We start from the raw sequence: 20831 nt of genomic DNA on the forward strand, positions 1-20831 counted from the left end.
GGAGGGTTCCACCGGGACGGCGCGCTCCGTTGTTGCCGGGCCGGGCTACTTCAGGCCCAGCACCAGGGCGTCGGTGGGCGAGGCCCACACCGGGCGGGCCTCCGCGAAGCCCGCGTCGCGCAGCACGGCGGCGTGCCACGCGGCCGACGGGGTGTCGCCGTCCGCGTGCTCGCCGTAGATCTCGAAGCGCTCGGCGGTCGGCGCGGCCAGCCGTGGATCGGCGGCCGCCAGCTGCCACCACTCGGCCCAGTCCACGGCGCCGGCCGCCTTCGCCGCCTCCCTCCGCGCATGCCGGAAGGCCCGCTCGGCGGCGTTGATCCGCGGGGTGCCCTCCTCGGGCATGTGGTCGGCGTTCAGGAAGACCCCGCCGTCCCGCACCAGCGTGCCGAGCTGCCCGTAGAGCGCGCGCAGATCCTCGGTGTGGAGCCAGTGCAGCGCGGTGGCGGTGAGCACCGCGTCATACGTGTCGTGCGGCAGCTTGTCCGTCCACCGCGGGTCCTTGAGATCGGCCCGTACGAAGCGGACCCGGGGCTCGCCTTCGAAGTACCCTTCCGCGATGGCCAGCAGCGCGGGATCCAGATCGACGCCCACACTCGTGGCCTCGGGGAAGCGCGTCAGCAGCCGGTCGGAGATACTGCCCGTGCCGCATGCCAGGTCCAGCACCCGGGGCGCGGGACCCACCAGGGCCTCGACCATGTCCAGCATCACCCGGAACCGCTCCTCGCGGTCGGGGAGGTACCACTCCTGCTGGCGGTCCCAACTGTTCTGCCACGCTTGCCAATCGGCGCCGACGACGGTCTCGGTCATCGCTTCCCCTCCAGGCCGTAATACCCTCGTAGTGAGGACACCCCTTACTACGGGCATGTACCCGTACCCTAGCCTCCGCCCGTAAGGACTACAAGTGGAACTGGCCTATTACTCGGACTATGCCGTGCGACTGGTCAACACCGAACAGCCCGAGCGCGGCACCGACACCCTCACCTCGGTCGAGGTCGTCCGGGAACTCTTCGGCCCCGCCCAGCAGGCCGCCCGGCGCGCGACCGACAGCGACGTCACCAGGCTGCGCACGGTCCGCGCCCGGCTGCGCGCCGTCTTCGAGGCCGCCGACGCCGGTGACGAGGTGCTGGCCGTGGACCTGCTCAACGCCCTGATGATGGAGTTCCCGGTCAGCCCGCAGATCTCCGGCCACGAGTTCCGGGACGACAACGGCCGCCCCGACTGGCACATGCACATCGCCGATCACGCCGCCAACGCGACCGCCGGCTTCACCGCGACCGCGTGCATGGGGCTGGCCTTCCACCTCACCGAGCTCGGCGTGGACCGGCTGGGCATCTGTGAGGCACGGCCCTGCCGCAACGTCTACCTGGACACCTCGACCAACCGCTCCCGGCGCTACTGCTCCGACCGCTGCGCCACCCGCGCCAATGTCGCCGCCTACCGCGCCCGCAAGCGACTGGAGAGCGAACGCGCGGCCCGCACCGGCCGGACCGCCGAGACGACCCAGGACAGCACCCCGGCGGCCGACCGCTGAATGCCCCGCGGCGGCCGCACCCGGATCCAGGCGCGGGCGATGACCAGTTCGTCCGGGACCACCCCGAATTCCCGGCTGTCGTTCTCGACGAACGGATTGTCCCCCTGGACCCACCAGCCGCCGTCGCGCCGCTGCACGGCCCGCTTGACGATCAGCAGATCCTGCCGGAACGGATGCCGCAGCACGACCACGTCACCGGGCCGCACCACCGCCCCGTACCGCACCACCAGCTGGTCCCCGGGCTGGAGCGTCGGCACCATCGACGGGTTGTACACCTCGGCCAGCCCGAAGGCGCGAAGGAGGCCGCCCCGCTCCTGGCCCGCGTCCGCGTCCCGCTCCGGCTCGCGCTCGTGTACCCGCTCCGGCATCCCGTACCTCCCGGTCCGACCCTCCCCCGGACTCCGTCCGGGGGCACCCCCGTCTCGCTTCGCTCACCGGCCCATCCTCCAACAGTCCCGGCGTGACACCGGACTTTTGCCCTAAGACCCCCGGCCCGCCCGAGAAAAGCCTTCCCGCACCGAGTAATCTCGCACCTGAGAAGACGATCACGAGGAAGGACTGAGCATGCTTTCCCGCCTGTTCGCCCCCAAGGTCAAGGTCAGCGCGCACTGCGACCTGCCCTGCGGTGTGTACGACCCCGCCCAGGCCCGCATCGAGGCCGAGTCGGTCAAGGCCGTCCAGGAGAAGTACCAGGCCAACGAGGACGCGGACTTCCGCACCCGCGCCGTTCTGATCAAGGAGCAGCGCGCCGAGCTGGCCAAGCACCACGTTTCGGTGCTGTGGAGCGACTACTTCAAGCCCCCGCACTTCGAGAAGTACCCGGAGCTGCACCAGCTGGTCAACGTCACCCTCAAGGCGCTCAGCGCCGCCAAGGGTTCCAACGACCCGGCCACCGGCCAGAAGGCCCTGGACTACATCGCCCAGATCGACAAGATCTTCTGGGAGACCAAGAAGGCCTGACCCCGGCCAGGCGGACCCGCGGCTTCGCGGGTGGCCCAGCCGATCTGTCCGCACCCGGTCCGCGTACCGCCGAGCACGGCGGTCATGACGGAGCGGGTGCGGTCTTCTTTTGCCCGGCACGAGCACCCCGCCCCCGCCCTGCCGCCGGGGCGGCATCCCCTGCCGAAAAGGGACGTTGGACCACCAGGCGCCCGCGGCCCGAGCCGGGGGCGGACACCCGTTCGAGCGCCCTGGCCTGCTCCCCGTACGCCCCTCAGGCGCGCTGGTACGGCGGCGCTATGTCCGACATCGTCCGTCCTGTGCGCCTCTGACGCCATGACGCTTCGGCCCGGGCGCATCCCCATCAGCTTCTTGCGAAAGGGAATTCGTGCCTCAATTATCGCGAACCGGTAGCCGCTTCCTGGCCCTCGCGGCTGCCACCCTCCTGTCCCTCGGGGTGGGCACGGCAACGGCCGCCGAGGTGAGTGCGGCTCCGGCCGCCGAGGTCGAAATCATCGACGGTTACACCCGGACGGTGCGGGAATCGGCCGGCACCCCCGTCGAGTGCCCGGCGTATCAGGTCCTGATCGGCCGGAGTCACTCCGGCGACGAGAACGGCAACACGACGTACTACTGCGGCTTCATCCTCATCTACGGCGAGCTCGTCCACGTCAGCCCGCCCACCTGGAGCAGTTCCCAGCGGGAGAGCAACTCCTTCTTCGCGGCCGCCCCGAACAAGGCTCTGGTCGGCCGGGTCCACTCCGGCGACGAGAACGGACAGACGAGGTACGCGACCGCCTCGATGACCTGGCAGGGGCGAGCGGTGACACTGACCTCGTACCGCTGGACCCCGGGCCAGAGGGAGAGCTCCAGCCACTCCAGGGCCGGCGCCGGAGAGGTCATGACCGGGCGTCAGCACAACGGGGACGAGAACGGCCAGACGTTCTACCAGTACGCCCGGGTCTCCCTGGGCTGAGCCGAGTGTGCATGTCGCTGCCTGCGGCCACCGCAGGCAGCGAACCCATGCGTGCGTGCCGGACACCGCACCGCCACTCCCACCGGGCCGCGAGCCCGCCGTCGGACCGGCCGGCGCACCCCGCCTGCCCGGCCGACGCATCAATGATTCCGCGCCACCGCTCGCAAGCAACGGAAATGACGATTCGCCCAGAAATGCTTCCGGACGAGGAGAAGTCATGCACGCCACGAGCTCCGGCCACCCCCGGCATTCCGGCCCCGGGTTCCGCATCGGCCGCAGGACGATGACGACGGCGTCGGTCACCGCAATCCTGTCAGCCGTCCTGGCGGTGTCGTCCACCCATTCCTCGGCGTCGCCGAAAGGCTCCGGCGGCCGCGCGGCAAAGCCCACCGCAGTCGTTTCGCTCGGCGACAGCTTCATATCGGGCGAGGGCGGCAGATGGCAGGGGAACGTCGACTTACCGTACAGCGAGACGGACAGCCTGTTCGGCACGGACCGGGCCACCGTGTGCGGACCCTCCGGATGCCGGAAGGATCCGAACCGGGTCTATGTGGATAATTCCTATCTGAATCCGGAGACCGGGAAAGAAAACGGCTGCCACAGATCGGACGTCGCGGAGATCATCGAGTCGCACATCCCGGTGCAGCGAAAATTCAATCTCGCCTGCTCGGGTGCGGTCACGGACAACCTCCTGCCCGCGGCGGCGGGCGGCCGGCGCTTCAAGGGGGAGCCACCCCAGGCGGATCAGCTGAAGACCCTCGCGAACACACATGACATCAAGCTGATCCAGGTCTCCATCGGCGGAAATGACCTGGGCTTCAGCCATATCATCGAGAGCTGCATCCGGGGATTCCTCTACGGCCCGTTCGGGCAATACTGCTGGAAGAATTTCGACTGGGAAGTCAAGGAGAAGCTGAGAAGAGAAGTTCCGGCCAAGGTGAAAAACGTGATCGACCAGATCCGCAGGGTCATGCGGGACACGGGCCACCCGGACTCCTCCTACGCACTGGCGCTCCAGTCCTATCCTTCGCCGGTTCCACTGTCCGCCGCATATCGCTACGCGCAGGGCGTCAGCTTTTCTTCCCAGCGCTACAGTCCGGGCGGCTGTCCCTTCTACGACCAGGACACCAACTGGGCGCGGCTGGATCTGGTGACGGGAATCGCCGACATGCTGGAGGGAGTCGCGGCGGAGAAGAACATTCACTACCTGGACCTCCAGTGGAGTTTCAACGGCCACGAGGTCTGCGCCAGGGGGGTCCGCCAGGCCAGGAGCGGTGACACGCTGAGTTCTCCCATTCCCACCCGGGACGCGGAGTGGATGCGCTACCTGTCCCACGGAGCGGCACACTCACAAGGGCAGGTCGAGGAGTCCTTCCACCCCAACTCCTACGGCCAGAAGGTGCTGGGAGAGTGCCTGCGGGAGTTCTACGACCTGGCACGGTCCGCAGGGCGAAGTGAATACACCTGCCTGCCTCGCCAGGGCCAGGGGGCCGAAGGGATGCGGCTGAAGCCGCTCAGCCGGTCGTAGCCCTGTGCACCCTCACGACACGGACGGGCCGCCCCCGTGGCGCCGGTGCCGGAACCCGCCCGCCGCCATGCCCCTGACGGGCAGTTCCTGGGGCGGGGCGCCGGCCGGGGCCGGTTCCCCGGCCTTCGCGCCGTAGCGGTTCGCCAGCGGCGCGGAGGTGAGGCCGTGGGCGAGGACGCTGAGGAGGACGGTGCAGGCGATCACCGGGAGGACCTGCCGGGCCCCTTCGGGCGTGAGCTCCTCGACCGCGAGCAGGCCGAAGATGATCGAGGCCAGTCCGCGGGGGCCGAACCAGCCGATGAACCCCACCGTCCGGGCGTCCAGCCCGCTGCCGGCCAGACACAGCGCCACCGGCACCATCCGGATCAACGTCAGGCTCAGGACGGCGTAGACCACGGCCTGCCAGGTGAGGTGGGCGAACGCATCGGGCAGCAGCACGGCGCCGAAGAGCAGCCATACCAGGACGGAGAGCAGCGCCCCGGACTGCTCGACGTAGAGCAGCACCCGCGGGGGCGCACCGTGCGTCGTGCCGAACGCCAGGCCGGCGACGAAGGCGGCGACGAAGCCGTTGCCGCCGATCGCGAGGGACGAGGTGTAGCTGAGGAGGGAGAGCGCCAGGACGCCGGCGCCGGCGAAGTCCTCGGCGGCCCAGCCGTTGCGGAGGGTGGTGCGCAGCAGCCATCCGGCGGCCAGCCCGAGCGCCGCGCCGTACGCCGTGCCGACGGCCAGCTCCACCACGGCATGCCCCGCGGCGTCCGGCCCGGCGTGGTGTTCGGCCGCGACCACCCCGGCCAGGGCGAGCACCACCAGCGGCGTGACGATGCCGTCGTTGAGGCCGCTCTCCACGTTGATGACCCGGCGGATCTTCGCGGGCACCACGGGGTTGACCATCATCGTGGCGCCGAGCGCGGCGTCCGTCGGGGCCAGCGCGGCGCCGACGTAGAGGGCGGACCAGCCCGAGACCCCGGGCAGCAGGACGGCCGCCAGCAGCGCGCCGAGGCCCACGCACAGCGGCAGTCCGATCCCCAACAGCCGTACGTAGAGCCCGAGTTCCGGGCGCAGGGCGCGGAAGGAGAGCCGGGCGGCATCGGTGAACAGCACCCAGACCAGGGTGACCTCCGCGAGCGCCTTGACCGTCTGGTGCGGGAGGGCGAGATCGAGGGCTCCGGTGCCCTCGCCCAGCAGCAGGCCCAGCAGGACGAAGGCGGCCGGCGCGGTGAGTTCGAAGCGCTCCATCCGCCGCGAGCACAGGCACCACAGGAACAGCAGAAGCAGAACCAGGGAAAGCGTGCTGTCCACGGGGTCTCCAGGCTTGGCCGGGCCGGCGCTCGGACCTCCCACTCTCGGCCATCCCCGCGCCCCCCGGCCGCTCCGGGAAGACCGGCCCCGCGCCTTTCACACGGTTGGCGGCACCGGCGCCCCGGGGGCGGGGAAGGGGGCCCTAGGACCCCACCGGCAGCGGCCCGTCGTGCCGTACCAGCCACGCCCGGTAGGCGTCGCTCGCCCAGGCGATCTCCATGTACGCGGCGGTCAGGTCGGCGAACAGGTCGTCCGCCGGGGCCGCGGGGGTGTCGTCCTGGCGGCAGGCCATGAACAGGCGGACCGCCAGCGGGTCGCCGTACAGGGGACGGATCGCCATGCCGTGGCGGGAGCGGGCGGTCGGCTGGCAGGGGGTGACCACCTCGCCGGCCGTGACGAGATCCACCGTGGTGAGGTAGTCGCCGTGCACGACCCGGGGGTTGATTCCGGCCGCGGCCCAGATGCGGCGCAGTCCGGCCCATTCGCCGTCCACGGTCGGGTCGACCATCCACTGGTCCTCGGCGAGATCCGCCACCCGGATGACCTCCTGGGCGGCCGCCGGGTGGGTGTCCGCCAGGGCGATGAACTGCGGCTCCCTGGCGATGAGTTCATGTTCGGCCAGGCCGTCGGGGACCCGCAGCGGCGCGCCCTCGACCTCGTGCACGAAGGCGGCGTCGAGCTGCCCCGTCGAGACCATGTGCAGCAGGGCGTTGGCGGACACATCGGTTCTTATCGTGGTGTCCGTCTGCGGCAGCCGTATCCGTAGCCTCCGCAGCCAGCCGGCGACGGCGGGGCTGTTGGTGCTGCCGATATGCAGCCGGGTGCCCTGTTCGCGCTGCGAGGCCGAGGCGACTTCGTCAATAAGTGCCCGCATTTCGGCCACTATCGGCCGGGCCCGGCACAGCACCGAATGCCCCAGCGGGGTGGGCCGGCTGCCGCTCGGTTCACGGAAGAAGAGCTGGCCACCGAGGGCTTTCTCGATGCGGTGGAGCTGGGTGGTCAGGGAAGGCTGGGTCATGCCGAGCTGCCGGGCAGCCTTGCGTACGCTGCCGGTGTCGGCGATGGCGCACAATGCGCGAAGATGCCTTACCTCGAGCTCCACATCCGGAGCATAACGACGTCGGCATACGTGACACCAGACTCTCAAACCCGTCTGAACTCCGTTTTTTTCGCAGGGTATTGGCTGGCGCTATCGCCGCCTGACATCTCCGTCTTCCGGGTGAACTCCGTCCAGACTCAACGGCACCAAGAAATCCGCAGGGCCCCGGTCGCCGCCCCACACGGCGACCGTACGGCCCTCGGAAATTAAGGAGCCCCCACATGAGATCTCCCAAGACGGCGCTGTCGGCGGCGCTCGGTCTGGGCCTCGTCGCCGCGCTCGCAGCCGCGGCGCCGGTTTCGGCAGCTTCCCCCTCCCCCACCAAGTCCTCCCACAGCACCGCCGCTTCGATCGCGGCGTACAACGGCTCGGCCGCCGAGAAGGCGGACACCAAGGCGTTCTTCGAGGCCGTGATCAAGTCGGCCAAGGCGAAGATGAAGGCGCACCCGGACACCGCCTCGGTCACCGTCACCTATGACGCGAGCAAGGCCCCGAAGTTCGCGGACCAGATAGCGCAGAGCACCTCCATCTGGAACGGCGCGGTGCAGAACGTGAAGCTCCAGGAAGGCAGCGGCGGCGACTTCGAGTACCGCGAGGGCAACGACCCGCGCGGCTCGTACGCCAGCACCGACGGGCACGGGAAGGGCTTCGTCTTCCTGGACTACGCACAGAACCAGGAGTACAACTCCACCCGGGTGACCGCGCACGAGACCGGCCATGTGCTGGGCCTGCCGGACCACTACGAGGGCCCGTGCAGCGAGCTGATGTCCGGCGGCGGCCCCGGCACCTCGTGCCAGAACGCCAACCCGGACGCGAACGAGCGCGCCAAGGTGGACCAGCTCTGGGCCAACGGCCTGGCGGGCGTCCGCTTCGGCAAGCTCTCCTGACCTCCCCGACCGTCCCGCTGACGTAACGAGTCCGGCGGCGGCCCGCGGACCTGACCGAGCTGACGGTGGCCGGGTCCGCGAACGGCTTGGGGGCTGTCGAGTGCCGGAACCTGGCGGCCGGCCCTCGTACCCCACCAGCCCTCGCATCGTGCGCCGCCCCCGCGGTGGGGCTCCCCCCGGAGCCCCACCGCTTTCGTCTGCCGGTTTCGTCTGCCGCAGGCCGCAGGGCCGCCGGGTCAGCCCCACAGCGCCCGGGCGGCGGCCACCCCGGCGAACGCGGCCGCGAGCCCGGCCGCCACACTCGCCACGGCATTGGCGGCGGCATAGCCCCGCGCCCCGTCGGCCGCCAGCCGCAGCGTCTCGTACGAGAAGGTCGAGTAGGTCGTCAGCCCGCCGCAGAGGCCGGTGCCGAGCAGCAGTTGGGCGTGCGAGGAGGCGGCACCGGCGGCGACCGCGCCGGTCAGCAGGCCGAGGATCAACGAGCCGGCGACATTGACGGTGAACGTCCCCCAGGGGAAGACCGTGTCGTGCCGGGACTGCACATAGCGGTCGGTGAGATAGCGCAGCGGCGCCCCGACCGCCGCACCGGCCACCACCAGCAGCCAGTTCACCCGCGCCCGCCCTCCGCCGGAGCCGGACCGTCGGTGCGCGGATAGCTGATCCGCTCGCACGGGTCGAGGGTGACCAGGCCGCCGCCCGCGAGGAGTTCGTCCAGCTGCGGGAGAAAGCCGCGGATCCGTTCCTCGGTGTCGACGATCACGACCGCGACCGGCAGCTCCTCGCTCAGCGACAACAGCCGCTGGGTGTGGACGAGGGAGGTGGCGCCGAAGCCCTCGATGCCACGGAAGACGCTGGCCCCGGCCAGTCCGGCGTCGCGGGCGCGGTGCACGATCTCCGCGTACAGCGGCTTGTGGTGCCAGCCGTCCTGTTCGCCGACGAAAACCGTGAGCCGGAGCGCCGGGGTGCCGCCGGGGTGTGCCGTGCCGGGTGTCATACCGTCCGCCGCCTCAGTGCGAGAAGTGCCCGGGTGCCGGTCACCGCGCCCCATACGGCCGCGAGCGCGGCGAGCAGGGTGCCCGCGAGACAGGCCATGGCCTGGGCGGGGTGCCGGGCGTCGATCAGCCGCTGGATGTCCACGGCGTAGGTGGAGAAGGTGGTGAAGCCGCCGAGAATCCCGGTGCCGAGGAAGGGGCGCAGCAGCCGGTGGGCCTGCCAGACCTCGGTGACCAGCACCATCAGTACGCCCATCAGCGCACAGCCGACGACATTGACGGCCAGGATCGTCCAGGGGAAGGAGCCGTCGCCGGTGGGCCAGAGGAGGGCGGCGCCGTAGCGGGCCGCGGCGCCGATGCCGCCGCCCGCGGCCACCGCACCGATCACCGGCCACTGCCCCCGCCAGGGGGCCGCCCGGCGGCGTCGCTCGTCCATGTGTCTCCCGAGATCATCGGCGCTCTCAGGCTACCGCCGCTCCGCCGCCGGTGCCGCCGCAGACTGATCGGCGGAGACCGAAGGGAGACCCCTGGGGAGACCGAAGGGACACCCCAGGGAGCCGGCCGTTCCGCCTAAAGCCAGCCGTTCCGCTTGAAGCCGCGGTGGATCACCCAGCAGAGGGCCACGGTCACGCTCATCACCAGCGGATAGCCGAAGGTCCAGTGCTTTTCCGGCATATGGTCGAAATTCATGCCGTAGACCCCGCAGACCATGGTCGGTACGGCCAGGATCGCGACCCAGGCGCTGATCCGGCGCATGTCCTCGTTCTGGGCGACGGTGACCTGGGCGAGATGGGCCTGAAGTATGGAGTTGAGCAGTTCGTCGAAGGACGTGATCTGCTCGGTGACCCGGTCGAGATGGTCGGCGACATCCCGGAAGTACGTCTTGATCCGCGGGTCGACCTCGGACACCGGCTGGGTCGCCAGCTCCTGCATCGGCCGGTCCAGGGGGGCCACCGCGCGCTTGAGTTCCAGCAGCTCGCGCTTGAGCTGGTAGATCCGGCCGGCCCCGCCGCTGCCGCGGACGGAGAATACCTCGCTCTCGACGTCGTCGATGTCGTTCTGGACGGCGGAGGTGACATCGAGGTAGTCGTCCACGACGAGGTCGGCGACGGCGTGCAGCACGGCGGACGGGCCGATCGCCAACTGCTCGGGGTTGCTCTCCAGTTGCTCGCGCAGCGGGCCCAGTGAGCCGTGCCCGCCGTGCCGCACCGTGATCACGAAGTCGGTGCCGGTGAAGACCATGATCTCACCGGTCTCGACGACCTCACTGGTGTCGGTGAGCCGGTCGTGATCGACGTAGCAGACGGTCTTGAAGACGGTGAAGAGCGAGTCGTCGTAGTGCTCCAGCTTGGGCCGCTGGTGGGCGTAGACCGCGTCCTCGACGGCGAGCGGGTGGAGCCCGAACAGCTCGACGATTCCGGCGAATTCCTTCTCGGACGGCTCATGCAGCCCGATCCAGACAAATCCCCGGCCGGTCTTCCGGACCCGCTGGATCGCCACATCGGCCGGGTGGTCGCCCTTCTGCCGCACACCGTCCACGTACACCGCGCAGTTCACCACGGCGGTGCCGAGCGGCGACCGCGCGGGGTGGCTGAGGTCGACTCCCCGGCGGCGCGGCTGCGGCAGCCGCACGGCCTTGCGGAGGTTGCTGATCATCGACACCCGGCCAGTATGGCAAGCCGGAGGCCGCGAACGGTACGGCGAAGCGGCCGTTTTTACCCGGCGGGGCGGGGCGGTGACCCCGGGTCGCGCGGCGTGTTCCGGGGTCCCCGGCTAGGCGTGCGGCCCCACGCCGACCGTGCCGATCGTCAACTCCGCGGTGCCCTGGAGGATTTCGCCGACCCGCCGCACCTGGGCGTCCAGGGCGCGCCGCTGCCGGGCGGTCAGCGGTGTCAGCGGCTCGACCGTGAGCTGAATCATCCGGCGCCCGGAGCGGCGCTGGTGCCAGACGCCGGCGACCGTGCCGTCGATCAGCAGCACGGGGAAGTTCCCGGCCTGCCGCCCGGCCGTACGCGTACAGATAGCGCCGTACGAGGGCGGCCGGGCCGTCCGCCGGGCGGAATCCGGGCAGCGCGCGCCGCGGGCTGCGGGGCCGCCCCGGTGCGGGGCCGTTCGTCAGGAGACCAGGGCGGGCCGCTCCTCCGCTCCGGCTGCGTCCCGGTCCGTCCGCTCCGGCGCGTCCGGCGCGTCCGGGGCGTCGGGGGCGTCCGCCGCGTCCGGGGCCGGCACCGCGGGCGCCCGCCGCGGCAGCAGGAACAGCAGCCCGAAGATGAGGACCAGGCCGCCGGAGATCCACCACAGGGCGTGGGTCGTCGCGTCGACGAAGGAAGGGGCGAGGGCCGCGGCCGCCGCGCCGCGCGTCTCCCCCGTACCGCCGACGACCCCGAAGAAGGCCACCGACGACAGGCCGAGACCGAGCGCCATGCCCAGCTGGCCGGTGGTGTTGAAGATGCCGGAGGCCGATCCGGAGTGCTCGGCCGGGACCTCGGAGATCGCCGCGTCGGTGATCGGGGCGACGATCAGGCCCATCCCGCCCCCCAGCAGCAGCATCGCCGGTGCCATCTGCCAGGACTCCAGGGCGGTGCCGTAGTGCCCGGCCTCCCAGAGATAGAGCAGCGCACCGCAGAGCATGGTCAGCGCACCGGCCTGGAGCACCGCACGGCCGAACCGCGGCACCAGCTTCTGTACGGACAGCCCGGCCGCGGCGGAGCAGGCGAGCGAGAACGGCACCCCGGTCAGCCCGGCGTGCAGCGGGCCCCAGCCCAGCCCCAGTTGCATATGGAGCGTCCAGACCAGGAAGAACAGGCCACTGACGACGCCGAAGGTCAGCTGGACGCCGGCGCCCGCCGCGAAGGTCCGCACCCGGAAGAGGGCGAGTTCGACGAGCGGTGAGCCGTCCCTGCGGGCCTTGATCCGCTCGTAGCGGACGAAGACCGCCAGGACGAGCGGGCTCGCGGCCATCGACCCGAAGCCCCACCACGGCCAGCCGGACTCGCGTCCCTGGGTGAGCGGGTAGAGCAGCATCAGCAGACCCACGGTGGCCAGCGCGGTGCCGAGGAGGTCGACCCGCAGGGCGCGCGGGGCCCGGGACTCGGTCAGGAAGTGGCGGCCGAGGAGCAGCCCGGCGATCCCGACCGGCAGATTGATCAGGAAGATCGGGCGCCACTCCAGTCCGAGCAGATCGCCCTCGGTGAGCAGGGCGCCGATCAGCGGGCCGCAGACCGCGCCGAGTCCGACCACCGCGCCGAACATCCCGAAGACCTTGCCGCGTTCGCCCGCCGGGAAGGTGACGTGGATGATCGCCAGCACCTGCGGCACCATCAGCGCGGCCATCGCCCCCTGGAGCACCCGCGCGCCGATCAGCATCCCGGGACCCGCCGCGGCGCCGCACAGCGCGGAGGCGAGCGTGAAGCCGCCCATCCCGAGCAGGAACAGCTTCCGGCGGCCGTAGATGTCGCCCAGCCGGCCGCCGGTGATCAGACCGAGCGCGAAGGCGAGGGCGTAGCCGGCGGTGACCCACTGGACGGCGCTGAAGCCCGCGCCGAGGTCCCGCTGGATGCTCGGGACGGCGATATTGACGATGGTCGCGTCGACCAGGTCCATGAAGCTCGCGGTCAGCAGGACGGCGAGCGCGATCCAGCGTCTGCGGGCGGCCGGCGCGGGGGCCGGGACGGCCGCCTCGGGGGCCGCGGGCACGGTCGTGGTCATGGGCGTTCTCCAGGGGAGCCGGTGCGGAAGGAAGGGGTGACGGACGCCGGTGCCGCCGGGCGGTGGCCGGCCGGGGCGTCGAGGTCTTCGACACTAGGCCCGATATAGGACAGCACTGGTCCTACTGGGACCGCCATCATCGGTCCCATGAGTGAGACATCGGCGCGACTGCTGAATCTGCTGTCCCTGTTGCAGACCCCGCGCGAATGGCCCGGCAGTGAGCTGGCCGGGCGGCTGGGGGTCACCACCCGGACGATCCGCCGCGATATCGACCGGCTGCGCGAGCTGGGCTATCCCGTGCACGCCACGATGGGCGCGGAGGGCGGCTACCGGCTGGCGGCGGGCGCCGCGATGCCGCCGCTGCTGCTGGACGACGACGAGGCGGTGGCCATCGCGGTCGGTCTGCGCTCGGCCGCCGGGCACACCATCGAGGGCATCGAGGAGGCGTCCGTACGGGCGCTCGCCAAGCTGGAGCAGGTGCTGCCGGCCCGGCTCCGGCGGCGGGTGGGCACGCTCGGCACGGCCACCGTCGCGCTGCCGTACGGCGACCACCCGACCGTCGACCCGGAGCATCTGACGGTGCTCGCCGCGGCGATCACCAACCATGAGCGGCTGCGCTTCCGCTACCGGGCCGGGGCCGGCACCCGCAGCAAGCGCCTGGTGGAGCCGCACCGCCTGGTCGCGGCGGGGCGCCGCTGGTATCTCGTGGCGTACGACAACGACCGCGAGGACTGGCGGATCTTCCGGGTGGACCGGCTGAGCGAGCCGTTCCCCACCGGCGTCCGCACCCCGCCGCGCACCCTGCCGGCCGCCGACGCGGGCGCCTACGTGCGGGAGCGGATGCAGGCGGCGGCCGCGACGTACCGGGCGGTGGCGACCGTGTACGCACCGGCCTCCGAGGTGGCCCCCCGGCTGGGCGGCGCGGCGGCCGGCGAGCTCGAACCGGTCGACGAGGCGTCCTGCCGCTGGCACAGCGGCCCCGAGGCGCTGGAGTGGCTGGCGGTCCGGCTGGCCCTGCTGGGGCACGAGTTCACCGTGCACGAACCGCCGGAGCTGGTCGCGTATCTGCGGGCGATGGGCGGCCGGGCCCAGCGGGCGGCGGGCGAGGACGGGGACGGAGGCGGGGACGGGGGCGCGACGTCGTGATACCACCCTCGGGAATACCCTAGGGGGGTATATGGTTGACGCCGGAGACAAGCACTCGCAGCAGACCGAGGAGCAGGTATGGCCACCGCGATCGGAGCGCACGGCGTCGAGTTGGAGATCGGCGGGATGACCTGCGCCTCGTGCGCCGCCCGCATCGAGAAGAAGCTCAACCGCATGGAAGGGGTCACCGCCACCGTCAACTACGCCACCGAGAAGGCGCAGGTGACGGTCGCGGAGGGCAGCGCCGTCGCGCCCGCCGACCTGATCGCCACCGTGGAGCGGACCGGCTACACCGCGACGGTTCCGGAGCCGCCGGCCGCCGAACCCTCCGGCGGCGATGCCGGGGACGCGGCGGACGGCCGGGACGACCCGGCGCTCGCCGCGCTGCGCCAGCGGCTGCTGGTCTCCCTCGTGCTGACCGTCCCGGTGGTGCTGATGGCGATGGTGCCGCCCCTTCAGTTCACCAACTGGCAGTGGCTCTCGCTGACCCTGGCCGCCCCGGTGGTCGCGTACGGCGCCTGGCCGTTCCACCGGGCCGCCTGGACGAACCTGCGGCACGGCGCCGCCACGATGGACACCCTGATCTCCATGGGCACCCTCGCGGCCCTGGGCTGGTCGCTGTGGGCGCTGTTCTTCGGCACCGCGGGCATGCCCGGCATGACCCACCCCTTCGAGCTGACCCTCGCCCGCACCGACGGCAGCGGCGCCATCTACCTGGAGGCCGCGGCCGGGGTCACCACCTTCATCCTGGCCGGCCGCTCCTTCGAGGCGCGCGCGAAGCGCAAGGCGGGCGCGGCCCTGCGGGCACTGCTGGAGCTGGGCGCCAAGGACGTCGCGGTACTACGGGACGGCCGTGAAGTCCGCGTCCCCGTAAGCACGTTGCACGTCGGGGACCGCTTCGTCGTACGGCCCGGCGAGAAGATCGCCACCGACGGGACGGTGGTGGAGGGCGCCTCCGCCGTCGACGCCTCGATGCTCACCGGTGAGTCGGTCCCCGTCGAGGTCTCCCCCGGCGGCACCGTCACCGGCGCCACCGTCAACGCGGGCGGCCGGCTCGTCGTCGAGGCCACCCGGGTCGGCGCCGACACCCAGCTCGCCCGTATGGCGCGGCTGGTCGAGGACGCCCAGAACGGGAAGGCCGCGGCGCAGCGGCTGGCCGACCGGATCTCCGCGGTCTTCGTCCCGCTGGTGATCCTGCTCGCGCTGAGCACCCTCGGCTACTGGCTCGGCACCGGCCACGGCGCGGTGGCCGCCTTCACCGCGGCCGTCGCCGTCCTGATCATCGCCTGCCCGTGCGCCCTGGGGCTGGCGACCCCGACCGCGCTGATGGTCGGCACCGGACGCGGCGCCCAGCTGGGCATCCTGCTCAAGGGCCCGGAGGTGCTGGAGTCGACCCGGCGGGTGGACACCGTCGTCCTGGACAAGACCGGCACGGTCACCACCGGAGTGATGACGCTGACCGGGGTCCATCTCGCCGAGGGAGAGACGGAGCCGGAGGTGCTGCGGCTGGCCGGCGCGCTGGAACACGCCTCCGAACACCCCATCGCCCGCGCCGTCGCCACCGGGGCCGAGGCCCGGGGCGCCACCCTGCCCGCCCCTGAGGACTTCGTGAACGTCCCGGGCCTGGGCGTCCAGGGAGTGGTCGACGGCCATGCCGTCCTGGTGGGCCGTGAGCAGCTGCTGCACCGGTGGAGCCAGTTCCTCCCGCCGGAGCTGGCGGCCGCCAAGGCCGCGGCCGAGGCCGAGGGCCGTACCGCGGTCACCGTCGGCTGGGACGGCGCGGCGCGCGCGGTGCTGGTCGTGTCCGACGCGGTCAAGCCCACCAGCGCCGAGGCGGTGCGCCGGCTGCGCGCCCTGGGGCTGACCCCGGTCCTGCTGACCGGCGACAACGAAGCCGTGGCGAAGACGGTGGCCAACGAGGTCGGGATCGACGAGGTGATCGCCGAGGTGCTCCCCGAGGACAAGGTCGAGGTCATCGCCCGGCTCCAGTCCGAGGGCCGCTCGGTCGCCATGGTCGGTGACGGCGTCAACGACGCGGCCGCACTGGCCCGCGCCGACCTGGGGCTGGCGATGGGCACCGGCACGGATGCCGCGATCGAGGCCGGTGACCTCACCCTCGTACGGGGCGATCTGCGCGCCGCGGCGGACGCCATCCGGCTGGCCCGGGCGACGCTCGGCACCATCCGGACCAATCTGTTCTGGGCCTTCGGCTACAACGTCGCGGCGCTGCCGCTGGCCGCGGCCGGCCTGCTCAACCCGATGATCGCCGGTGCCGCGATGGCCTTCTCCTCGGTCTTCGTCGTCGGCAACAGCCTGCGGCTGCGGCGCTTCCGGGCGCTGTCGTGACGGGGAGGGGCCGGGGCCGGGCGGTGGCGTAACGGGGGGCCGGGCCGGCGCCGTAACGGAGCGTGGCCGGGCCCTTCCGTAACGGGCCGCCGCCGTGCCCCGGTTCTGACAACTGTCTCCAGTTCTGGCGACGGAACATTGGCAGTTCACGCAGCCGCCGGGCGGCACCGAGGGGTGAGACTGGTGGGCATACCGACCACCCACGTACAGGGGAATTCATGACCGGGTCACGCGTCCTGGCCCTCGGCCATTACCAGCCCTCCGGCGTGCTCACCAACGACGACCTCGCCAAGATCGTCGACACCGACGACGCCTGGATCCGCAGCCGGGTCGGCATCCGTACCCGCCATGTCGCCGCCCCGGACGAGACCGTGGACTCGATGGCGGCCGCCGCCGCGGCCAAGGCCCTGGCCGCCAGCGGCCTGGCCCCGCAGGACATCGACCTGGTGCTGGTCGCCACCTGCACGGCCCACGACCGCAGCCCGAACGCCGCGGCCCGGGTCGCCGCCCGGCTCGGGCTGCAGGCCCCCGCCACGATGGACCTGAACGTCGTCTGCTCCGGCTTCACCCATGCGCTGGCCACCGCCGACCACGCCATCCGGGCCGGGTCCGCGACCCATGCCCTGGTCATCGGGGCGGAGAAGTTCACCGACGTGGTCGACTGGACGGACCGCTCGACCTGTGTGCTGGTCGGCGACGGGGCGGGCGCCGCGGTGGTCGGCGCCGCGCCGGAGCCGGGGATCGGCCCGGTGCTGTGGGGGTCGGTGCCGGAGATGGGCGCCGCGGTCCGTATTGAAGGCGAGCCGGCCCGGTTCGCCCAGGAGGGCCAGACCGTCTACCGCTGGGCCACGACCCAGCTGCCGGCCATCGCCCGCAAGGTCTGCGAACGCTCCGGGATCACCCCCGCCGATCTCGCCGGTGTGGTGCTGCACCAGGCCAATCTGCGGATCATCGAGCCGGTCGCGGAGCGGATCGGCGCGGTCAACGCGGTGGTCGCCAAGGACGTCGTCGACTCCGGCAACACCTCCGCGGCCTCTGTCCCGCTCGCCCTGTCCAAGCTGGTCGAGCGGCGCGAGATCGCCTCCGGCGCCCCGGTCCTGCTGTTCGCCTTCGGCGGCAACCTGTCGTACGCGGGACAGGTCATCCGCTGCCCGTGAGACGGGCCGGACCGGCGGCTGTCCGGGAAACGGGCCGGCCCCGCCTCGGTCCCGGCCCCACCTCGGGACGGCCCCGCCTCGGTCCCGGCCCCACCACGGTCCGTGAGACGAGACGGCTCCGCCTCCGTCCGTGAGGCGGGGCCGTCCCCGCGTCCGATTCGTTCAAGACGCGGCCCGGCGGCCTGCCTACGCTCGCCGTATGACCACTTCACCCTCCGCTTCACCGTCCTCCGCCACCCCCTCCGTCCCGCGGTTCGCGGCGCTCGGCATGGTCGTCGCCGACATGCCCGCCGCCCTCGCGTTCTACCGCCGCCTCGGCCTGGACATCCCCGCCGACGCGGACACCGCCCCGCACGCCGAGGCAGCGCTTCCTGGAGGGCTGCGGCTGATGTGGGACACCCACGAGACCGCACGCGCCATCGACCCGGACTGGACCCCGCCCCAGGGCGGCACCCCCACCGGGCTGGCCTTCGAGTGCACCGGCCCCGCCGAGGTCGACAAGCTCTACGCGGAGCTCACCGACGCCGGCTACACGGGCGAGAAGCCGCCGTGGGACGCCTTCTGGGGGCAGCGCTACGCCGTCGTACAGGACCCGGACGGCCATGGGATCGACCTCTTCGCCCCGCTGCCCTAAGACGGCAGGGCGGAAGCGCCTAGCCGATGTCCCCGGGGTGCTCGCGCAGGTACATCGCGCCGCAGCTGTGGCAGAACGGCTCCCCCTGGGGCGTGCCCCAGACGTCGGCCGTCTGGGTGGCGGCTGCCGGAGCCAGTTCCCGTCCGCACATCGCCGTGGTGCCGTCCAGCCGCACCATGTGCCAGATCTTCACCGGCGTGTCCGCGTGCGGCAGAACGCCTTCCTCGTACTCAGCGCGCATCTCGTGCTCCATGACGGTGCACCTCCTACGCCCACGATGCGCCAGCGGTTCGCAGGCCACAACGCCAACGGGGGCCCGGGGGCGGGGCCTCGCGGTGCAGGTCAGAAGACGGACCACCCCGTCAACGTGGTACTGCATCCCCCGGGGACAACCCCCGGACCCCCGGCCGGAACCCCCACGCCCCCGCTCAGAAGACGGACCACCCCGTCAAGGTGGTACTGCATCCCCCGGGGACAACCCCCGGACCCCCGGCCGGAACCCCCACGCCCCCGCTCAGAAGACGGACCACCCCGTCAAGGTGGTGAAGTGATCCAGGGCCGCGGCGCCCGCGACGGAGTTGCCGCGGGCGTCGAGTCCCGGGCTCCAGACGCACAGCGTGCAGCGGCCGGGGATGACCGCGATGATGCCGCCGCCGACCCCGCTCTTCGCGGGCAGTCCGACGCGGTAGGCGAACTCCCCGGCCGCGTCGTACGTCCCGCAGGTCAGCATCACCGCATTGATCCGCTTGGCCTCGCGGGCCTCCAGCAGCCGGCTGCCGTCGGCGCGCAGCCCGTGGCGGGCGAGGAAGCCGCCCGCGACGGCCAGATCCCGGCAGCTCATCTCGATCGAGCACTGCCAGAAGTAGTGCTCGATGACGCTGGGGACGGGGTTCTCCAGGTTGCCGAAGGACGCCATGAAGTGCGCCAGGGCGGCATTGCGGTCGCCGTGTTCGGCCTCGGAGTCGGCCACCGCCTGGTCGAAGGCGAGGTCCGGGTTGCCGCTCTCCTCCCGCAGGAAGTGCAGCATCGAGGTGCTGGCGTCGCCCGTGAGGGTCTGGAGCCGGTCGGTGACCACCAGGGCGCCCGCGTTGATGAACGGGTTGCGCGGAATGCCGTTCTCCGCCTCCAGCTGGACCAGCGAATTGAACGGCGTACCGGACGGCTCACGGCCCACCCGCCGCCAGATGCCGTCATCGTGGCCGCCATGGCTCTGCGCCATCACCAGCGCCAGCGAAAAGGCTTTGGAGATGGACTGGACGGAGAACGGGACCTCCCAGTCGCCGACCCCGTACACCTCGCCGTGGATGTCGGCCACCGCGATCCCGAAACGGTCCGCGGACACCCGCTCGAGGGCCGGTATGTAGTCGGCGACCCGCCCCTGTCGCACGAACGGCCGGGCATGGGCCGCTACCTCCTCGAGAACGGCCTGGTAGTCCATGACGGACACGCTAACCCGGGGCGAGCAGCACCCCCATCGGGGCCCCCGCCAGCGACTTCACCTCGCGCGCGAGGTGCGCCTGGTCCGCGTATCCGGCGCGCGCGGCGACCTGTGCCCAGGGCATCCCGGAGCGCGCCAGGTCGAGCGCGCGCACCAGCCGGAGCACCCGGGCCAGGGTCTTGGGGCCGTAGCCGAACGCGTCCAGGCTGAGCCGGTGCAGCTGGCGTTCGCTGAGCGCGACGGCGCGGGCGACCTCGGCGACCGGGCGGCCGCGGGCGAGCTCCGCGGCGACGGCGGCGGTCCGGCCGTCGTCCCCGGCGCCCTCTCGGAGGCGGGCCGCGGCGGTCTCCTCCAGCAGGCGGCCGATACCGGCCGCGCCGCCCGGCTCCCCGGCGGCCGCCAGCCGCTCGGTCAGCTCCCGTACCCGGCCGGCGGGCCACAGGTCCGCCAACGGCACCCGCCGGTCACGCAGTTCCCGGGCCGGTACGCCGAAGACGGCGGGCCCCTGGCCGGGCGCGAAGCGCAGCCCGACGAAGGGGGTACCGGGCGGCACCGCGCCCACGGACTGCGGCCCGGTGTCCGGACCCGCCACCAGCAGCCGGCCCGCGCTCCAGATCAGATCCGTACAGCCGTCGGGCAGCACCGGCCGGGCGGAAGGCGGCACGGTGCGGGTCCACAGCACCGCACCCGCCACCCGGGAGGCACGCTCCTGGTAGCCGCCGGGTACGCCGGATGGCCCCTTCAAGTCGCGCGTTTCGCCCACATGCCCCAGCCTGGCACGGGAACCCCACGGCCGTCCGCGCCGTTGATCCCTTACGACACGGACCGCACGGAGGTGGCACATGTCAGGGTTTCTCGACCGCGCCAAGGAGCAGGCCCGACAGGGTCTGGCACAGGGCAAGCAGAAGGTCGACGAGGTGCAGCAGAACCGCGCCGGCACCGAGCTGCTGAGAAAGCTGGGCGCCGCGTACTTCGCCGAACGGCGGGGCAGCGGCTCCCCCGAGGCGACCCAGGACGCGCTCAACACCCTGGAGGCGCACGTCAACGCCCACGGCGACGCGTTCCTGCACGCGCACGACTAGCGGTGCCTGCCGGGTTCGACCGTTCGTGGAGCACTCCGCCGAGCGGTGGAGCCGCGGCGTACCCATGGG

Annotated in this window: 22 protein-coding genes and 1 pseudogene; 10 read left to right on the top strand and 13 right to left on the bottom strand. The window is 72.0% G+C overall.

Annotation, left to right across the window (positions count from 1 at the left end; all coding sequences use genetic code 11):
* Window positions 1–45 precede the first annotated feature (45 nt).
* The gene (locus ACFWJW_RS31360; protein WP_387247560.1) at window positions 46–807 is read right to left on the bottom strand and encodes a class I SAM-dependent methyltransferase; all 762 of its coding nucleotides are present in this window, start codon (window positions 805–807) and stop codon (window positions 46–48) included.
* Window positions 808–901: 94 nt separating this feature from the next.
* On the opposite strand from ACFWJW_RS31360, the gene ACFWJW_RS31365 reads away from it, so the two are divergent.
* Window positions 902–1531, top strand: a complete 630-nt coding sequence (locus tag ACFWJW_RS31365) for a CGNR zinc finger domain-containing protein (protein ID WP_387247561.1) — start codon at window positions 902–904, stop codon at window positions 1529–1531.
* On the opposite strand, the gene sodX is transcribed toward ACFWJW_RS31365, so the two are convergent.
* Window positions 1435–1899, bottom strand: coding sequence for a nickel-type superoxide dismutase maturation protease (gene sodX / locus ACFWJW_RS31370; RefSeq protein WP_387247562.1), 465 nt, complete (start codon window positions 1897–1899; stop codon window positions 1435–1437). The genes ACFWJW_RS31365 and sodX overlap by 97 nt on opposite strands.
* Before the next feature lie 196 nt (window positions 1900–2095).
* On the opposite strand from sodX, the gene sodN reads away from it, so the two are divergent.
* The 3 genes from sodN (at window position 2096) to ACFWJW_RS31385 (ending at window position 4974) form a co-directional block, all read left to right on the top strand.
* On the top strand, window positions 2096–2491 hold the full coding sequence (sodN, locus tag ACFWJW_RS31375; RefSeq protein ID WP_387247563.1) for a superoxide dismutase, Ni: 396 nt from the start codon (window positions 2096–2098) through the stop codon (window positions 2489–2491).
* 367 nt (window positions 2492–2858) lie between these two features.
* Complete coding sequence (locus tag ACFWJW_RS31380; protein WP_387247564.1) at window positions 2859–3446, top strand: hypothetical protein; 588 nt, start codon at window positions 2859–2861, stop codon at window positions 3444–3446.
* A 217-nt stretch (window positions 3447–3663) separates the two neighbouring features.
* Window positions 3664–4974 (top strand): hypothetical protein, encoded by a 1311-nt coding sequence (locus tag ACFWJW_RS31385; protein WP_387247565.1) that lies wholly within the window; start codon window positions 3664–3666, stop codon window positions 4972–4974.
* A 12-nt stretch (window positions 4975–4986) separates the two neighbouring features.
* On the opposite strand, the gene ACFWJW_RS31390 is transcribed toward ACFWJW_RS31385, so the two are convergent.
* Window positions 4987–6273 (bottom strand): cation:proton antiporter, encoded by a 1287-nt coding sequence (locus tag ACFWJW_RS31390; RefSeq protein ID WP_387247566.1) that lies wholly within the window; start codon window positions 6271–6273, stop codon window positions 4987–4989.
* 142 nt (window positions 6274–6415) lie between these two features.
* Window positions 6416–7375 (bottom strand): LysR substrate-binding domain-containing protein, encoded by a 960-nt coding sequence (locus tag ACFWJW_RS31395; protein WP_387247567.1) that lies wholly within the window; start codon window positions 7373–7375, stop codon window positions 6416–6418.
* A gap of 218 nt (window positions 7376–7593) precedes the next feature.
* Here ACFWJW_RS31395 and snpA point away from each other — a divergent pair, with 218 nt between their 5' ends.
* Window positions 7594–8259 carry a snapalysin gene (gene snpA, locus ACFWJW_RS31400; protein WP_387247568.1) on the top strand — a complete coding sequence of 222 codons (666 nt, stop codon included), beginning with the start codon at window positions 7594–7596 and terminating at the stop codon, window positions 8257–8259.
* Between the two features lie 236 nt (window positions 8260–8495).
* Here the strand turns inward: snpA and crcB are convergent, their stop codons facing one another.
* From crcB to ACFWJW_RS31430, 6 genes and pseudogenes are all read right to left on the bottom strand, one after another.
* Window positions 8496–8870: a fluoride efflux transporter CrcB gene (gene crcB / locus ACFWJW_RS31405; RefSeq protein ID WP_387247569.1), complete on the bottom strand. Its 375-nt coding sequence runs from the start codon at window positions 8868–8870 to the stop codon at window positions 8496–8498.
* Entirely contained in the window at window positions 8867–9253 is a 387-nt protein-coding gene (locus ACFWJW_RS31410; RefSeq protein ID WP_387247570.1) for a DUF190 domain-containing protein, read from the bottom strand. The genes crcB and ACFWJW_RS31410 overlap by 4 nt, the downstream gene beginning before the upstream one ends.
* Complete coding sequence (locus ACFWJW_RS31415; RefSeq protein WP_387247571.1) at window positions 9250–9687, bottom strand: fluoride efflux transporter FluC; 438 nt, start codon at window positions 9685–9687, stop codon at window positions 9250–9252. Before ACFWJW_RS31415 ends, ACFWJW_RS31410 begins: the two co-directional genes overlap by 4 nt.
* Before the next feature lie 134 nt (window positions 9688–9821).
* Complete coding sequence (locus ACFWJW_RS31420; protein WP_387247597.1) at window positions 9822–10907, bottom strand: magnesium and cobalt transport protein CorA; 1086 nt, start codon at window positions 10905–10907, stop codon at window positions 9822–9824.
* Window positions 10908–11024: 117 nt separating this feature from the next.
* Window positions 11025–11258: pseudogene (locus ACFWJW_RS31425) on the bottom strand (DNA glycosylase AlkZ-like family protein); the annotation flags it as partial.
* A gap of 108 nt (window positions 11259–11366) precedes the next feature.
* On the bottom strand, window positions 11367–12959 hold the full coding sequence (locus ACFWJW_RS31430; RefSeq protein WP_387247572.1) for an MFS transporter: 1593 nt from the start codon (window positions 12957–12959) through the stop codon (window positions 11367–11369).
* A 147-nt stretch (window positions 12960–13106) separates the two neighbouring features.
* Here ACFWJW_RS31430 and ACFWJW_RS31435 point away from each other — a divergent pair, with 147 nt between their 5' ends.
* From ACFWJW_RS31435 to ACFWJW_RS31450, 4 genes are all read left to right on the top strand, one after another.
* On the top strand, window positions 13107–14105 hold the full coding sequence (locus ACFWJW_RS31435) for a helix-turn-helix transcriptional regulator (protein WP_387247573.1): 999 nt from the start codon (window positions 13107–13109) through the stop codon (window positions 14103–14105).
* A 78-nt stretch (window positions 14106–14183) separates the two neighbouring features.
* Window positions 14184–16451, top strand: a complete 2268-nt coding sequence (locus ACFWJW_RS31440) for a heavy metal translocating P-type ATPase (RefSeq protein WP_387247574.1) — start codon at window positions 14184–14186, stop codon at window positions 16449–16451.
* Between the two features lie 218 nt (window positions 16452–16669).
* On the top strand, window positions 16670–17608 hold the full coding sequence (locus ACFWJW_RS31445) for a beta-ketoacyl-ACP synthase III (protein WP_387247575.1): 939 nt from the start codon (window positions 16670–16672) through the stop codon (window positions 17606–17608).
* A 199-nt stretch (window positions 17609–17807) separates the two neighbouring features.
* Window positions 17808–18242 carry a VOC family protein gene (locus ACFWJW_RS31450; protein WP_387247576.1) on the top strand — a complete coding sequence of 145 codons (435 nt, stop codon included), beginning with the start codon at window positions 17808–17810 and terminating at the stop codon, window positions 18240–18242.
* Between the two features lie 19 nt (window positions 18243–18261).
* On the opposite strand, the gene ACFWJW_RS31455 is transcribed toward ACFWJW_RS31450, so the two are convergent.
* The 3 genes from ACFWJW_RS31455 to ACFWJW_RS31465 form a co-directional block, all read right to left on the bottom strand.
* A complete protein-coding gene (locus ACFWJW_RS31455; protein ID WP_387247577.1) occupies window positions 18262–18495 on the bottom strand; it encodes a hypothetical protein in 234 nt (77 codons plus the stop codon).
* 261 nt (window positions 18496–18756) lie between these two features.
* Complete coding sequence (locus tag ACFWJW_RS31460; RefSeq protein ID WP_387247578.1) at window positions 18757–19680, bottom strand: glutaminase; 924 nt, start codon at window positions 19678–19680, stop codon at window positions 18757–18759.
* A 10-nt stretch (window positions 19681–19690) separates the two neighbouring features.
* A complete protein-coding gene (locus ACFWJW_RS31465) occupies window positions 19691–20443 on the bottom strand; it encodes a helix-turn-helix domain-containing protein (protein WP_387247579.1) in 753 nt (250 codons plus the stop codon).
* A gap of 79 nt (window positions 20444–20522) precedes the next feature.
* On the opposite strand from ACFWJW_RS31465, the gene ACFWJW_RS31470 reads away from it, so the two are divergent.
* The gene (locus ACFWJW_RS31470) at window positions 20523–20762 is read left to right on the top strand and encodes a hypothetical protein (RefSeq protein ID WP_387247580.1); all 240 of its coding nucleotides are present in this window, start codon (window positions 20523–20525) and stop codon (window positions 20760–20762) included.
* Window positions 20763–20831: the final 69 nt, after the last annotated feature.

The organism is Streptomyces sp. NPDC127097 (assembly GCF_042724075.1).
Classification (GTDB): domain Bacteria; phylum Actinomycetota; class Actinomycetes; order Streptomycetales; family Streptomycetaceae; genus Streptomyces.

Bases quoted from the DNA above. Each gene is read 5' to 3' on its own strand.
- sodN (WP_387247563.1), top strand. From the start codon at position 2,096: ATGCTTTCCCGCCTGTTCGCCCCCAAGGTCAAGGTCAGCGCGCACTGC.
- sodX (WP_387247562.1), bottom strand. From the start codon at position 1,899: ATGCCGGAGCGGGTACACGAGCGCGAGCCGGAGCGGGACGCGGACGCG.
- ACFWJW_RS31435 (WP_387247573.1), top strand. From the start codon at position 13,107: ATGAGTGAGACATCGGCGCGACTGCTGAATCTGCTGTCCCTGTTGCAG.
- ACFWJW_RS31450 (WP_387247576.1), top strand. From the start codon at position 17,808: ATGACCACTTCACCCTCCGCTTCACCGTCCTCCGCCACCCCCTCCGTC.
- ACFWJW_RS31360 (WP_387247560.1), bottom strand. From the start codon at position 807: ATGACCGAGACCGTCGTCGGCGCCGATTGGCAAGCGTGGCAGAACAGT.
- ACFWJW_RS31440 (WP_387247574.1), top strand. From the start codon at position 14,184: ATGGCCACCGCGATCGGAGCGCACGGCGTCGAGTTGGAGATCGGCGGG.
- ACFWJW_RS31455 (WP_387247577.1), bottom strand. From the start codon at position 18,495: ATGGAGCACGAGATGCGCGCTGAGTACGAGGAAGGCGTTCTGCCGCAC.
- ACFWJW_RS31445 (WP_387247575.1), top strand. From the start codon at position 16,670: ATGACCGGGTCACGCGTCCTGGCCCTCGGCCATTACCAGCCCTCCGGC.
- ACFWJW_RS31460 (WP_387247578.1), bottom strand. From the start codon at position 19,680: ATGGACTACCAGGCCGTTCTCGAGGAGGTAGCGGCCCATGCCCGGCCG.
- ACFWJW_RS31415 (WP_387247571.1), bottom strand. From the start codon at position 9,687: ATGGACGAGCGACGCCGCCGGGCGGCCCCCTGGCGGGGGCAGTGGCCG.
- ACFWJW_RS31430 (WP_387247572.1), bottom strand. From the start codon at position 12,959: ATGACCACGACCGTGCCCGCGGCCCCCGAGGCGGCCGTCCCGGCCCCC.
- ACFWJW_RS31420 (WP_387247597.1), bottom strand. From the start codon at position 10,907: ATGATCAGCAACCTCCGCAAGGCCGTGCGGCTGCCGCAGCCGCGCCGC.
- ACFWJW_RS31470 (WP_387247580.1), top strand. From the start codon at position 20,523: ATGTCAGGGTTTCTCGACCGCGCCAAGGAGCAGGCCCGACAGGGTCTG.
- ACFWJW_RS31410 (WP_387247570.1), bottom strand. From the start codon at position 9,253: ATGACACCCGGCACGGCACACCCCGGCGGCACCCCGGCGCTCCGGCTC.
- snpA (WP_387247568.1), top strand. From the start codon at position 7,594: ATGAGATCTCCCAAGACGGCGCTGTCGGCGGCGCTCGGTCTGGGCCTC.
- ACFWJW_RS31385 (WP_387247565.1), top strand. From the start codon at position 3,664: ATGCACGCCACGAGCTCCGGCCACCCCCGGCATTCCGGCCCCGGGTTC.